The sequence below is a fragment of the Pseudomonas sp. R2-60-08W genome (genome assembly GCF_003852335.1).
Lineage (GTDB): Bacteria > Pseudomonadota > Gammaproteobacteria > Pseudomonadales > Pseudomonadaceae > Aquipseudomonas.
In genome coordinates this window covers 2,360,676-2,374,337 of the sequence record NZ_CP027731.1, presented here as the reverse complement: position 1 = coordinate 2,374,337, position 13,662 = coordinate 2,360,676, and the positions used below count along the sequence as shown (strand labels likewise).

Here is a 13,662-nt window from a genome sequence, read left to right as displayed (position 1 = left end):
TGACCCTGACCTGATGGACAGCACGCCATGCCAACCCTGGATCCACCTTATTTTTTTGAAGAGTTCCTGCGCCCCGTCAAACGCAATACCCCAACTGATCGCGAGCGTGAGCTGGGATTCACGGTGAAGGAACTCGATTGGCTGCACACGCTTTACTACGCCAACGATGCCGCTCGACGAGACACCAAGCTCAAAGACCCCATGCTGGCGGAAAGCTTGCAGATCAACCTCATCGGCGCCCCCAAGATCCCCCTGGCCGGCGCGTTTGTGCTGAGCCCGGCGCCAGACACCCATAAAGCAGTGCTGTACACGCCCTATGGCGGAATGGAGCTGTTCGACAGCCATGCTGCTCTGCTCACCGAAGTGCAGGAGCGCTTGAAACAGCCCAGCCAGCGCACGGAGCTGCTGCGGTTTCTGTCGATCAGCCAGCGTAATTCGTTACCGGCCGATGCGCCGTTGATGCTGACCAGCACGGTCATCCCTGGCGCGGTCATGGAACACCAGCAACAGGTGATCCTGGACAACCAGCACAGCAACGTCGAGGCGATGCTCGACCAATTGCGCCAATTGCCCAACCTGTACGACATGCTCGACACGCTGCTCGGCATTATGGCCCGCACCGCCTTTCCGGGCCTGAACCAAGGCGACACGCGGGTTAATTTCTTTAGCCAGGCCGGCACGGAATCGGACAGCCGCTGGGTCGCCTCCCTCCCCCTGCGCGAGGCGTTGCTGCAGTTTTATGCCAGGCAGGGTTGGCCTGCCGAGCAAACGCACCGTTACGTGAACCCGCGTCATGACACCAGCGCCTTTACCCAGGCGCAACAGGACCAGGACGTGCAGCGCTGGGACAATGTCGTCGCGCAAACCAGCGGCATCCTGTCGAAACTGCTGGGCAGTCTGTTGCAAACCTACTGGAACGAAGACGCCGTCAGCGGTCAGTCTCGCTTGGCGTTTTTTGCCCGGGTCATCAGCGACAAATTCCGTGCGGACCTGCTGTTCAAGCACCAGAGTTCCATCCTTTCCACCGAGCAAAGCCTTGCGCTGCGGGCGCTGCTGCTACCGACCCGGGCGGTGCGCGTCGCCTCGGCCCGCCCAATGCGCATAGAGAAAGTGCGTGTTCACGCGCTCTATCAACATCAGGTTGAACTGGCCAGCACCCTGATGATCAGCAACGCCGACGCTTACCTGTATACCCAGACCCGTGGCCTGCAGGTGCTGAAGGACCTGGACGACCTCCACGCCACCCTGTTGGCGATGCTCAAGGCTCGCGGCCATGAAGATGAGTTGCTCAACTTTCTAACCGTGGATGAACAGAATGTATTTATCGGCATGGATCAGATACAGGTCACCGGCCTGCCTGTGGCCGACGACCTGTTTCAGGAAATGGTCGAGGACATTATCATCAAACAATTCGACAACATGGAGCATGCGCTGAGGCTTTTCCGACGCAGCGGCGGCACCATCGACCTGGGAGCGCGGCTCGACAGCGCCCTGGATATCCGGTTTATGCTTGACAGCCGTTTGCTCGCGTTATCGGTCGATGGGCGCTGGAGCATGCACCCCGTCACTGGCGGCGACGGCGGCCCCACCACCGTCAAGGCGCAACAGACCAGGCAACATTTACAGCGGCTGGAGGCCGTGCAGACGGCGCTCGCACTCAGGCTCAGCAAGCATCCGACCCTGCACAGCCTGGCGGCGCAAGCGCTGGACGCGCAGTTGAAGAGCAACCATCTGGAAGTGCAAGCCGAAGGGGTGTTCATCAATACCTACGCCACGTCGCCTCAAGCGCGTGAACGGCGTACACCCCTGACCTCGGCAAGTATGGTCGAACATCTGATCGCACGCCTGGCCAGGCAGACGCAAGCACTGTCGCCATCGCCCCTGGCGGGGTTTTACGGCAAGCGCGTTGCGGGCGCCGCTGACAAGCTGAACAGCCTGACGGTGCCCCTCTTCAATCAAGTGATCGAGCGGGTCCTCACGACCTTTGCGCAACATGATCTGCCTGCACTGCCCGGCGTGTTCCTGGACAATGAGCGGCCCCCCCTGAGCCGTGGCCTGCTGCAGGGGCTGAGCGGTGAAATGCAACTGCGCCAGTTGGAAAAAAACCTCCCGGCCCCCGCACTGGCGCTGCTGGACAGCGTACTCACGGGCGACAGCATGACGCGCCTGAAGCGCCACGGCCTCAACGGTTTCATCCCGGACGCCTTCGGCCTGAGCCTCTACGTCGGCGCCAATATCGCGCCCGCGCTCCTGGCAAGCTGCTTTGTCTTGAGCGAACGGGGCGGACTCGACCCGGTCCATTCCGGCATTGCTGTGCTGTGGTCGCCCCGCGATGGCTATGAGGCCTTTGCGTCGATCGCCACTCTGCTCAATGCCCTGACGCAACGCCTGGCCGATCCCACGCTAAGGCTGCTGTTGTTGGAAAACTTGCCCATCTCCCTGCGCAAGCCCCATCAAACCTACAGGCTCGGCCCCCTGCAACGTATCGATGATCACCTGCTGAACAACCGCCTGGGCAGTTACAACCAACTCATGCGTGCCGAAATCGAGCATGTGCTACTGATGAACTTGAACCCACAGGCGCTGCAGAACTGGCTGGACGCCCTGATGCGACGCGCGCCGCCATCGGGCCTGCATCGCGGCATCGCTGTCGCCCAAGCGATGCTCCACCAGCAAGGGCTGCCGGTGTGGCTGGGCTTGGCGCCCCCTCACGAACAGATCCTGCATGCCGAGCTGCTGGAACAATACCGCCTCAGCGCGCCGCAGCAGCGTGACTACCTTCACGGCATCATGCCGATGCGCGTGCAGGCGGCGCTGAGGCTTTACGACCTGCTCACACTGCGTTTTCCGGGCCAGGTGGTGAATCCGGACAATGTGCTGATCACCCTGCGCACCGACCTCAAGGGGCATACCCAGACCCTGACGGACTTTGCCATGCGCCACTGGCCCGAGCTGCGCGCCGAAGACATCCGCCCCTCTTCGCGTACCGCCCAACCACTGCCGCCTGCGCTGGACGGCAGCGCCGTGGTGCAACTGGTGCGCCAATTGGACCTCAACGGGTTGTATCAGGCGCACCTGACCGCCCATCTGGGCGGCCAGAGCAATGACGCCCTCAAGCGCCGTGACCTGTTCTGTCGGCAGTTGCCGTGGCAAATGCTGCAGTACGCCCATCAACAGAGGCTCGATGAACAGCTGTCGGCCGCGGCGTGGAGCGTGGTCCAGCAGGTCTTCGACATGCCCGATGCCCTGGCCCGCGCCATGATTGACGGGGTGACAGCGGTCGTACGCCCCCTCGAGCTGATCGCTACAGCGGGCGCCACCGCAGCCAACGTCCTGGGCTGCTACCTGATCGGTCCCGAGGCTGGCGCTACTGGCCCCACGCTGCTGTATGCGCCCTACAGCCCCAGGCATCTGCTCAAGGAGTACCCCAGCGAATCGGCCCTGCTCACTGAATTCACCAGCCCTGGGGCGTTGCAGGATTGGCTGCTCAGTCGTCTGCAAGCTCCTCATCAGGCGACCTATCGCAACCTGCTGGGTCAGCAAACGCTTCGCGATTTATCGGACATTCGTCTCGGCTATACGCCCATCTCCGGCAACCTGCTGACACGCCTGTTCGCCGACAACCTCACTCAGTTGTCCCAGATGCTTGCCTGCCAATTCAGCCGGGGCGCCGAGGCGCAGTGGGAGGCGGTCAAGAACCTGCTGAGCGAGGGCATCCCCAATGCTCTCCAATTCATAGCCGGCAAATTGGCGTATCCACTGGTGGTCTGGCGCAGCTTCGAGCTGTTCAAGGGCTCGGCCGAAGACCTGCAGCAACACCGCTGGCAACACGCGCTAAAAACGTTTATTGCAGGCGTTGCCGAAATGGCCACCTTGCGCAAGAAACTGGACGGGCTGTTGCCCGACACGGCGACGCCCCCGCCCTCCACCACCGTGGAAGAATGGCTTGCCACCCCTGCGCCACCGGCAATGACCCTGGCCACCCTGGATATGACCGCGCCTCTGCGTACCCGCCTGCGCGTGTACGAAGACACGCGGGTCAATCTTGAGGACTTGAAACAGAGCCCTTTGACCCACGTTTACGAGGATGAGGCCAAAAACCGCCATTTCATTCCGGTGGCCGGCAAGGTCTATCCAGTGAAGAAAGCCGGTCAGCACTGGCGCATGAGCGTGGGCGACCAGCACGGCCCCTACGTGCAGCGCAATGCCCGTGGCGAATGGGTGCTGGACCTAAACCTGCACCACCCGCTTTACGGCAAGACCCTCTCCAAATATATCCACAGGTCATTCACCCGCGCGGCCGAGCGCCAATCCATCAATATCGAGGCAGTGGGTATGACGGCTATTGCCGCGCTTTCCAGTTGGAAGGCGCAGTGCATCAACGAAGCACTTAACGTGGCGACGTACTACGCGGTGACGTGCAAACGCAACCTCGTAAATTTTGGAGCCCTGCGCGATCCCAACAGCCGCCTCGGGCGTTTTTTCACGGAAATGTTCGGCGTCTTCGCGCTTTCGGCCGAGCAAGTGCGAAGAATCGAAACCAGGGTCGACGAGGTACTCAACGAATTGGTCAACCCCACACTGATCAACCCCGACTCGATGCGGTTCGTCAGCGGTACCCACCACCCTGGCGAAATCGATACCTTTGCCTTTGTACTGCCCGATGACGCGGACAAGAAAATCTACCTGCTGGATCGGTTCTTCGATCCCAAAATGGACGCCTATCAAAATCGATTGACTCTGCCGTTCGACATTTCGGCCCATGCGCGGGCGACCGTGTTGATCCACGAGATAACGCACCTGAGATCCTTGACCGAAGACTTGGTTTACCTCGACAGCATGCGGCCGTTCCCGGACCTGATCAATGTGCAGATCCAGGGCGGCGCTCTGATGAAGACCGACCTGACCCAACTGCGTGAAACCGCCCTGTCGGTCATGACGCCGGCCATGCGGTTGTTCAAGACCCTGGACGAGTTCACCCAGCAATGGAACGACTTTGACAGCGAAGAGGGTACTGGCCCCCTCAAGGACAAGGTCTTGAAAACCACCGGTGCCCGAACCCTGGCCGATGCCCGGTCCATCTTCATGAGCGACGCCAACAAGCGCATCGACACGATCCTGACCAACGCCGACTCGGTCGCCTACCTGATCAGCCATCTGGGCCGGGAGTTGGATCCGGGGGCCTGACAAGCCACCACCCCCGACCCGAGCGCAATGCGCTTCAGAGAGATTCATTCTCATTGATGCGCATTTGCCACGATGGCGGTTCTCGCGGTCCTGCCTGGGAGGTTAGAATGGCCCAAATCAGGATGCGTAAATGACCGACAAGCCGATTTCAGAAGCCGAGTATGACGCCATCACCGACGCGGCCGCGCATTGGTGCATGCGCATGCATGCGGGCGACTGCACGGCGGCGGAGCGCCAAGCCTTTACCCAATGGCACGATGCGCACCCGCTGCATGCTTTCGAATACGCCGCCATGCTGGAAATCTGGGAAGTGGCCGACCACCTGCCCCGCAGCCCGGCGCCGCCCCTGGTGCTACCGTTCAAGCCACGTTCGCGCTGGCGCACCTACGCGGTCGCAGCCGCGATTTGCCTCGCCGCGCTACCCCTGGCCGCGTTCACTGGCTGGGAAGCCGGCTGGTTGCCCAGTTCCTATAAGCGTTTCGAAGCGGTCAACGGTTTGCGCAACATTACCCTCGGCGATGGCAGCCAGGTGGAGTTGAACCTGGGCACTGAACTGGTCTACAGCCAATACAAGGACCAGCGGCGCGTTACGCTGAAAAAGGGTGAAGCGTTTTTCAAGGTCAGCCATGACAGCGCCCACCCCTTCATCGTGCGCGCAGGGGAAGGCCAGGTGCGGGTGACCGGGACTCAGTTCAACGTCTGGAAATACGAAGACAAGGTCCGGGTGATGCTGCTCGAAGGCTCCGTACAGATCTCCAGTGACAACCTGCACCCCGGCGTGCAACTGAGCCCTGGCATGCAGGCCAGCTATCATCAGGGCGACACCACGCCCGAGGTTCAGGCCTTCAACTCCAATGACAGCGCGCTGGCGTGGCGCACGGGCAAGCTGGTGCTCGATAACCTGGCCCTGGCCGACGCCCTGCCGCTGATCAACCGCTACCTGGACAAACCCGCGATGCTGGCGGACGCGGGCACCGGGACCATTCGCATTGGCGGTATCTATAACCTCAGTGAGGTCAACAACCTCATCCCTTCCCTGCCCAAGGTGCTGCCGGTCTACCTGACCCAGAACCAGGATGGCAACCCTGTACTCAACTCCATTCCGCGTAAAACGCCCAAAGGCTGAGCCTGCGGCTACCTGTCCATTTTTGAAACACCCAACTGCGCTGAATCGCCCAGTGGCTGCGGATTCATGGTTTTGTCATGGGCACTGTTTCATCAGTGATACAACTGGCGCGAGCGGCGGAGCATATCGCGCCGCAGGGCGACTGTCTCACGCGTGAAACACCCTAGCCGATCAATCCTCCAGCGCAACTCGCAACACACTGAATCCTGAAGAAAAATAAAAAGCGGCACGCCTTCTGCTCTTTCCCTGACAGCGCTGTTTAGGGTCAGCGTGAATAACAAGGACTGCCGCCGTGAACGCACTCACTCATGCCTCGATAAACGCACTGCTGATCAGTTGCGTGCTCAGCGCTGGCATCAGCCTGCCGAGCCAGGCGGGTGATGGCGTGATCGTGACAGGGCGCACCGTGCAAGGTCATATGTACGGGCGCACCTCGCTTCCCGACCCCTACCCCAGCACCGCCAACGCCAACCCCAGCAAAGAAGTGAACAGCGCCATTTCCGGCGAACTCAGCGATGTGGACATCGGCGGTATTCGCAGCGGTTCGAGCCTTGCGCGTTCCCTCCAGCCCAGCGGTAATCAGGCGGGCTTGAACGCCACGCAAAACGGCATGTCGACCCTGAGCACCGGCGCAGCCGCCGGCCACGGCGCGGGCAGCGGCATGGGTGGGCAGATCAGTGATTCGATCCAGCGCGGCATGGCCCCCTTGAATAACCTCGGCAGCATGATGGGGGGCAAGTGATGAAGCGCCTCGTGCTGATGGTGGCGCTGCTGGGCAGCGCGTCGACGATGGCCGACAACACCGCCGTGATCCAAGGCAGCGGTAACCAGTACGAAGGCGTGCTGTCGATCAACCAGGCGGCCGGTAACCAGCAACAGATGTCCAACAGCCGCGCCATTGTCCTCGGCGGCCAGGCCACCAACCTCAACATCCAGAAACTCGACGGCAACGTCGACCCGTCCTTGAACGCCAAGGCGGCGATCCTGGGCACCTCTTTCAGCAACGGCAACGGCGTGCTGGGCATCAACCAGTCGGCCGGGGCCAATAACCAATCGATCAATGCCGTGCGGATCAGTCTCAATCCTGGCCCGCAAAGCATCGATGACAGCGTCCTGTTGCAACAGAACACGACGCAGTTGACCGACTCAGGGCTCACCCCCACCACTGGCAGCCGCCAGGTCGTGACCAGCGACCAGGCCTTCACCGGCAGCCGAGGAGTGATTCAGGTGAACCAGAGTGCCGGGGTGGGGAACCGAGTGGCTAACACCCTGGGTATCACTATCAAGTGAACGCTTGGTAGCACTGGCTGGACCGTACCAACACTTAACCCAACTAATTAGAAGCAAGGAGAAACACCATGAAACCTCAAATGGCTCTGAAACCATTGGTTTTCGCTCTCGCCGCGCTCATGGCTGCCGCCGCTCAAGCAGGGGGTGGCTGGCATCCGGCGCCTCAACCTAGCGGTACTGTTGCCGCTGTGGTCACTGATGTGCAAAAAAGCCAGCACAACAAATTCGACGACACCAACACCGAAAACAACGCCTCTGCCGACGGTTCGGTCACCGGCAACAGCGGTAACGTGGGCGTGAACGTGCAGTCGGGTTCCGGCAACCAGGCTGACAACGCCGGTGCCATCTCCAGTGCCAAAGGCGACTTTGCCACGGTGTTCGCGGTGATCGATGTGGATCAAGGCAGCAGCAACAACAATTTCGTCAACAAAGGCACGCAAAACAACGCTTCACTGGATAGCTCGGTCAACGGCAACTCCGGTAACGTGGGTTACAACGGCCAGGCCGGGCAAGGCAACCAGGGTAAAAACAACCTGGCGATCACCACCGCTGACGGCAAGAACATCGCAGCGGCTTCCAACACCGAGCAGAACTCGCTCAACAACAGCTACCTCAATAGCGCCACCAGCAGTCATGGCTATGGCAAACCGCAATACGTGTCCAACAATGCCAGCCTCGACAATTCGGTTAACCGCAACTCCGGCAACGTGGGTGTGAACCTGCAATCCGGCGCCGGCAACCAAGGCAGCAACAGCCTGTCGATCGGCCAAGGTTGCAGCGTCTGCGCCAGTGGCGTGCGCTTCTGATCCAACGGGGCCTTGGCAACAAGGCCCCTTTTTATTCCAGTGTCCAACAGGTCATTCGATCATGCGCCTCGCGACCCTCACCCTCCTGATGTTACTCACCGGCCCCGCGTGGGCAGGCACCATGGCGATCTCCGCCATGCCTGGCGGTGCGGTGATTTTCAAGAAGGTCGAGAGCATCCGTGAACGCCGGTTCGCCAACCTGGTGGAACAGAAAACCGATTTCAGCTGCGGTGCCGCGGCACTCGCCACCATCCTGCGCCAGGCCTATTGGCTGGACGTCGACGAAGATCACCTCATCAAAGGCATGCTGCTCACTGCCGATCAGGACCTGGTGCGTACCCAGGGTTTTTCCATGCTGGACATGAAGCGCTACCTCGAGAGCATCGGCATGCGTGCCCGGGGCTACAAGATCGCGCCAGACACCCTGATAACCGTGAAAATCCCGGTGGTGGTGTTGCTGGAAATTCGTGGCTACAAGCACTTCGTGGTGATGCAGCGGGCCGATAAGGACTGGGTGTATATCGGCGACCCGGTGCTGGGCCATAAGCGCTATTCGCGGGATGACTTCGTCAAGGGTTGGAATGGCATCGTGTTCGCTGTATTGGGCGAAGGCTACGACAAGAGCAACGTGTTGCTCGACCCGCCTGCGCCGCTGACCGCCAAGAACCAGTTGAACGAGTTCCGGCCCGTAGGCGACGCCGAGCTGATGGATTTCGGTTTTATCCAGAGCGACTTCTTCTAGAAGCGCAATAAGGAGCAGGACGCTCCAGGAGCAAAAGATGAACACTTCCCGTTGGCTGACGGTTTTGTGTCTGGCAGCCTCGATGCCCGCTTATGCTTCATCGGGTTTCAAACCGATCGAACTCAAGGATTCGGAAATGGCCGAGCTGCGCGGCCGCTATGTGATGCCGGGGCGAATCATCAGCTTCGGCATTGTCATGAGCAGCACCTGGACCAATGCGGTGGGCGACAGCATCACCGGCAAGGCCAGCCTGCAGCTCGACAAGGCCACCATCACCCCGCAGTTCTACGTACAAACCACCGGCGCGGCGGGGGCTGGGAGCAACCAGGACATCGGCGCCGGCAATGTGGTCGGCGGCGCGGGCCTTGGCAGTGGCCAGGGTGTGATCCAGAGCGTGCGCACCGCTGGCGATGGCAACACCGCCCACAACACGGTGGGCATCAACGTCACCCAGGACGGCTTTGCCCCTGCCAACATTGTGCAGTCCGGGCAGGTATTGGTGGCCGGCGGCACCGTCAGCGGCGACAGCCCGGCAGGTCATGTCAGCGTGTCGGCCAACCATGGCGGCTTGCAGATGGCGATCCAGGCCAACCACAACCAAGGCAACAGCCTGCAGCAGATCGGCGGCGGGAATGTGCTGCAAGGGACGGTTCTGACCGGCAATAGCAACTTGGTCAACAACATGACCCAACTCAACGTCGTGATGAACAATAACGGTTTGAACAACGGCGCGTTGAACTGCAACCTGGATCAACTCAAAGGCCTACGCACGCTCGGTTATTGAACTACGCTGACCCTCGACACTTACGCATCAAAAAGGACGGCTTATTTCATGCATAGATCGATATCGCTCCGCGCGGTGATCTGTTTAAGTACGCTCTTGCCCGCCTCCGTGCTGTACGCCGCACCGGATGCCGATATCGAAACCCTCAAGCGGGAACTCCTGGAACTCAAGCAACGCTACGACGTGCAGCAAAAGGCCCTGGCCGTGCTGGAACAGCGCGTGCGCCAGGTGGAAGATCAACCGCAGACGCCAGCGCCCAGGCGCCTGGCCAAATCCCCCGCCGACTTCAAGAAAGGCGCTACCACCGTCGCCGGCACGGGCGCGGCTGCGGCATCGGGTGGTGCCGGCGGTGGCGGCAGCTCCTACGGCCAGTCACTCAAGGACGACTCCGCCCCCGCGCAAAGCGTGAGCAACCTCTACAACGAGGCCAGCGGCTTTTTCGGCAATGGCAAGTTCAGCCTCGAAACCGGCATCACCTATGCCCGTTATGACGCCCGCCAGCTGACCCTCAACGGCTTCCTCGCGCTGGATTCGATCTTCCTCGGCAACATCAACCTGGACCGAATCAAATCCGACAGTTGGACCCTGGACCTGACCGGGCGCTACAACGTCGACAATCGCTGGCAGTTCGACCTCAACGTGCCGGTGGTCTACCGCGATTCGACCTATCAGTCCGGCGGCGCCGGCAACGATGCCACGGCCACCTCGGAAGGTTCTGTCACCCGCGACCCGACCATCGGCGACGTCAACTTCGGCGTGGCGTACAAATTCCTCGATGAAACCCCCACCTTGCCGGATGCGGTGGTATCGGTACGGGTGAAGGCGCCGACGGGTAAAGAGCCGTTTGGCATCAAACTGGTCAAGCAGCCCAACAACGACAACCTGTACATACCGGAAAGCCTGCCGACGGGCAACGGCGTCTGGTCGATCACGCCGGGTATTTCCCTGGTCAAGACCTTCGACCCTGCCGTGCTGTTCGGTTCGCTGTCGTACACCCACAACTTCGAAGACTCGTTCGATGACATCAGCAGTGAGGTCAATCAAAAGGTCGGCGGCAAAGTGCGCCTGGGTGACAGCTTCCAGCTCGGCGTCGGCGTAGCCTTTGCGCTTAACGAGAAGATGAGTATGTCGTTCTCGGTATCAGACCTGATACAGCGCAAAAGCAAACTCAAGCCCGACGGGGGCGACTGGCAGTCGGTGGTCTCCAGCGATGCCAACGCCGGCTACTTCAACGTGGGCATGACGATTGCCGCATCGGATAACCTGACCATCGTGCCGAACCTGGCGATCGGGATGACCGATGATGCGCCGGACTTTACCTTCAGCCTGAAATTTCCGTATTACTTCTGATTGAGGGGCGAACGCTGTTAAATGTTGATGGTGCAGGGCCAGTGACCTGCTGTGTCAACTGACATACCGCTATCGGGGGCAAGCCCCCTCCCACATTTTGATTCGGTTTCGTCAGCTATTTCATGGACAACCAATATTCATTGTGGGAGGGGGCTTGCTCCCGATGACCATAGGTATCTTCACAACTTTGGCACGGCCCTGAACCTGTGACGGCTCAGGAGCCGAAGCCTCTCTAACTGATGCCCCGCGACCTAAATGTGGGAGGGGGCTTGCTCCCGATGGCGGCCTGACAGCCGACCAGGATGTTGGATCAAGGCGAGTACATATCCGTTGCTGCGGTAACGGCGGCTTAGGGTTCCGCCCTTACGGCGGCTCACTTTGGAAAAGCCCCAAAGTAAGCAAAGGGCTCTTGCCCCACCACTCGGCACCTCGCCTAGGCTCGGTGTGCCCGTAATCCGACAGTGATTTGGGGGGCCGCCGCCCCGCGCCATCCATGGCGCGGGGCGGCTAAACCGGCATCCCTGCCGGTTTACCCCCCAAATCACTATCGGATTACGGCCAGCGTGGTTTAACGGGGCGCCTAGATCAAAAGCAAGATCAAGAGCAACTCGCTTCGCATCGTGGTTACCGTAGGCTGCTACAAAGTTGTGTAGATACCTATGGCTATCGGGGGCAAGCCCCCTCCCACATTTTGATTCGGTTTCGTCAGCTATTTCATGGACAACCAATATTCCTTGTGGGAGGGGGCTTGCCCCCGATGGCGGTGTATCAGTAACAGACTGGCTGGCTGAAACAATGCCATCGGGGGCAAGCCCCTCCCACAACCGCCCTAGCGAATCTGGTGCTTATGCAGCAACCGGTAGAACGTCGGCCGCGAAATGCCCAGCACGCGGGCGGCGACGCTGAGGTTATCGCTGTGCCGATGGAGCACATCACACAACGCCTGACGTTCGGCGCGGTGTTTGTAATCTTCCAGTGTCGCCATCGGCAGTGAAGCCGCCTGCTCGCCTTGCAGTCCCAGATCCACCGCTTCGATCTGGCGCCCTTCGGCCAACACCAGGCCACGGCGCACGCGGTTGGCCAACTCACGTACATTGCCTGGCCACAGGTGCTGCCCCATCGCCACCAATGCATCTTCGCTGAAGCTGCGCGGGCGGCGGCCGGTTTCCTGGCTATAGAAGCGCGAAAAGTGATTGGCCAGCATCGCCACGTCACCATGGCGTTCACGCAAGGGTGCCGTGACCACTTGCAGGACGTTCAGGCGGTAATACAGGTCTTCGCGGAAAGTGCCCTTTTCCACGGCGGCCTCAAGGTCTACGTGGGTGGCCGCCAGCACCCGCACATCCACCGGGATGGGCTGGCTGCCGCCGACGCGCTCGATCTGTTTCTCCTGGAGAAACCGCAACAGGTTGGCTTGCAGTTCCATCGGCAGGTCGCCGATTTCATCGAGGAACAGCGTGCCACCGTGGGCGGCCTCGATGCGTCCGACCTTGCGCTGGTGCGCACCAGTGAAGGCACCCTTTTCATGGCCGAAGAGTTCGGATTGGATCAGGTGTTCCGGAATCGCGCCACAGTTGATCGCCACAAACGGCTTGGCGTGCCGCTGCGATTGCCGGTGCAGGGTTTTGGCCACCAGTTCCTTGCCGGTGCCGCTGTCGCCCCGAATCAGTACCGGGGATTCAGTGGGCGCCAACTTCGACAACAACTTGCGCAGTTCACGAATGGGCCGGCTGTCGCCCAGCAGCTCATGCCCAGGCCCACCCACGGGGGTGTTGCCCTTGCCGCGCAGACGCGCCATGCCGAAGGCGCGTCCCAGGGTGACCTGCACCCTCGATACGTCGAACGGCAAGGTGTGGAAGTCAAAGAACCATTCGCAGACGAAATCGCCGACGTTCTGCAGACGCAATACATCCTGGCTGAGTACCGCGATCCACTCGGTGCCGCTTCGGCCAATCAGTTCCTTGACCGCTTCGGGGCGTTCCAGATGACACGGCTGCAACCGCAGCAGACCGACATCGCAGGACCTATCCCCCACCGCTTCCAGGGCACAGCTGTCCACGTCCCATCCGACCGTGCGTAAGCCCGGTAGCAACCCATGGCAATCCGCACACGGGTCGACCACCAGCAAGCGGCGTTGGACGGGGGACACAATCATGAATATTCCTTGGCGTCAGAACAGTAACGTTATTAGAAACAACAGTTTGTGATGACTGACAGGAACCTTAACAAAATCTTGACGCAGCCTTTGTAACCATTCGCTATAAGTGCGGGCAAAAAGCCACCTATCCTTGAACCGTTAATGCCTGGGTTGAGCTTTTAAAACAGCGACTTACATGACGTTAGTCAGGAAACATTAAAATTTGTTGCTCTAGCATGT

General features: G+C 60.4%; 9 protein-coding genes. 8 read left to right on the top strand and 1 reads right to left on the bottom strand.

What is annotated here, in order from left to right; genetic code table 11:
• The first annotated feature begins 27 nt into the window (after positions 1 to 27).
• The 8 genes from C4J90_RS10940 to C4J90_RS10905 all read left to right on the top strand — a co-directional run bounded on the left by C4J90_RS10940 (position 28) and on the right by C4J90_RS10905 (position 11,285).
• Positions 28 to 5,187, top strand: a complete 5,160-nt coding sequence (locus C4J90_RS10940; RefSeq protein ID WP_124419750.1) for a dermonecrotic toxin domain-containing protein — start codon at positions 28 to 30, stop codon at positions 5,185 to 5,187.
• A 130-nt stretch (positions 5,188 to 5,317) separates the two neighbouring features.
• Positions 5,318 to 6,313 (top strand): FecR family protein, encoded by a 996-nt coding sequence (locus C4J90_RS10935; RefSeq protein WP_124414407.1) that lies wholly within the window; start codon positions 5,318 to 5,320, stop codon positions 6,311 to 6,313.
• Between the two features lie 292 nt (positions 6,314 to 6,605).
• The gene (locus C4J90_RS10930) at positions 6,606 to 7,055 is read left to right on the top strand and encodes a hypothetical protein (RefSeq protein ID WP_124362394.1); all 450 of its coding nucleotides are present in this window, start codon (positions 6,606 to 6,608) and stop codon (positions 7,053 to 7,055) included.
• On the top strand, positions 7,055 to 7,603 hold the full coding sequence (locus tag C4J90_RS10925) for an adhesin (RefSeq protein ID WP_124362393.1): 549 nt from the start codon (positions 7,055 to 7,057) through the stop codon (positions 7,601 to 7,603). Before C4J90_RS10930 ends, C4J90_RS10925 begins: the two co-directional genes overlap by 1 nt.
• 68 nt (positions 7,604 to 7,671) lie before the next feature.
• Positions 7,672 to 8,409, top strand: a complete 738-nt coding sequence (locus tag C4J90_RS10920; RefSeq protein ID WP_124362392.1) for a hypothetical protein — start codon at positions 7,672 to 7,674, stop codon at positions 8,407 to 8,409.
• A 61-nt stretch (positions 8,410 to 8,470) separates the two neighbouring features.
• Complete coding sequence (locus tag C4J90_RS10915; protein WP_124362391.1) at positions 8,471 to 9,151, top strand: C39 family peptidase; 681 nt, start codon at positions 8,471 to 8,473, stop codon at positions 9,149 to 9,151.
• A 37-nt stretch (positions 9,152 to 9,188) separates the two neighbouring features.
• A complete protein-coding gene (locus C4J90_RS10910) occupies positions 9,189 to 9,935 on the top strand; it encodes a hypothetical protein (protein ID WP_124419749.1) in 747 nt (248 codons plus the stop codon).
• 48 nt (positions 9,936 to 9,983) lie between these two features.
• Complete coding sequence (locus C4J90_RS10905) at positions 9,984 to 11,285, top strand: autotransporter outer membrane beta-barrel domain-containing protein (RefSeq protein WP_124419748.1); 1,302 nt, start codon at positions 9,984 to 9,986, stop codon at positions 11,283 to 11,285.
• An 829-nt stretch (positions 11,286 to 12,114) separates the two neighbouring features.
• On the opposite strand, the gene C4J90_RS10900 is transcribed toward C4J90_RS10905, so the two are convergent.
• A complete protein-coding gene (locus C4J90_RS10900) occupies positions 12,115 to 13,440 on the bottom strand; it encodes a sigma-54 dependent transcriptional regulator (protein ID WP_124406905.1) in 1,326 nt (441 codons plus the stop codon).
• Positions 13,441 to 13,662: the final 222 nt, after the last annotated feature.

Coding starts and splice junctions, on each gene's coding strand:
- C4J90_RS10940 (WP_124419750.1), top strand. CDS start 28: ATGCCAACCCTGGATCCACCTTATTTTTTTGAAGAGTTCCTGCGCCCC.
- C4J90_RS10935 (WP_124414407.1), top strand. CDS start 5,318: ATGACCGACAAGCCGATTTCAGAAGCCGAGTATGACGCCATCACCGAC.
- C4J90_RS10925 (WP_124362393.1), top strand. CDS start 7,055: ATGAAGCGCCTCGTGCTGATGGTGGCGCTGCTGGGCAGCGCGTCGACG.
- C4J90_RS10920 (WP_124362392.1), top strand. CDS start 7,672: ATGAAACCTCAAATGGCTCTGAAACCATTGGTTTTCGCTCTCGCCGCG.
- C4J90_RS10915 (WP_124362391.1), top strand. CDS start 8,471: ATGCGCCTCGCGACCCTCACCCTCCTGATGTTACTCACCGGCCCCGCG.
- C4J90_RS10910 (WP_124419749.1), top strand. CDS start 9,189: ATGAACACTTCCCGTTGGCTGACGGTTTTGTGTCTGGCAGCCTCGATG.
- C4J90_RS10905 (WP_124419748.1), top strand. CDS start 9,984: ATGCATAGATCGATATCGCTCCGCGCGGTGATCTGTTTAAGTACGCTC.
- C4J90_RS10900 (WP_124406905.1), bottom strand. CDS start 13,440: ATGATTGTGTCCCCCGTCCAACGCCGCTTGCTGGTGGTCGACCCGTGT.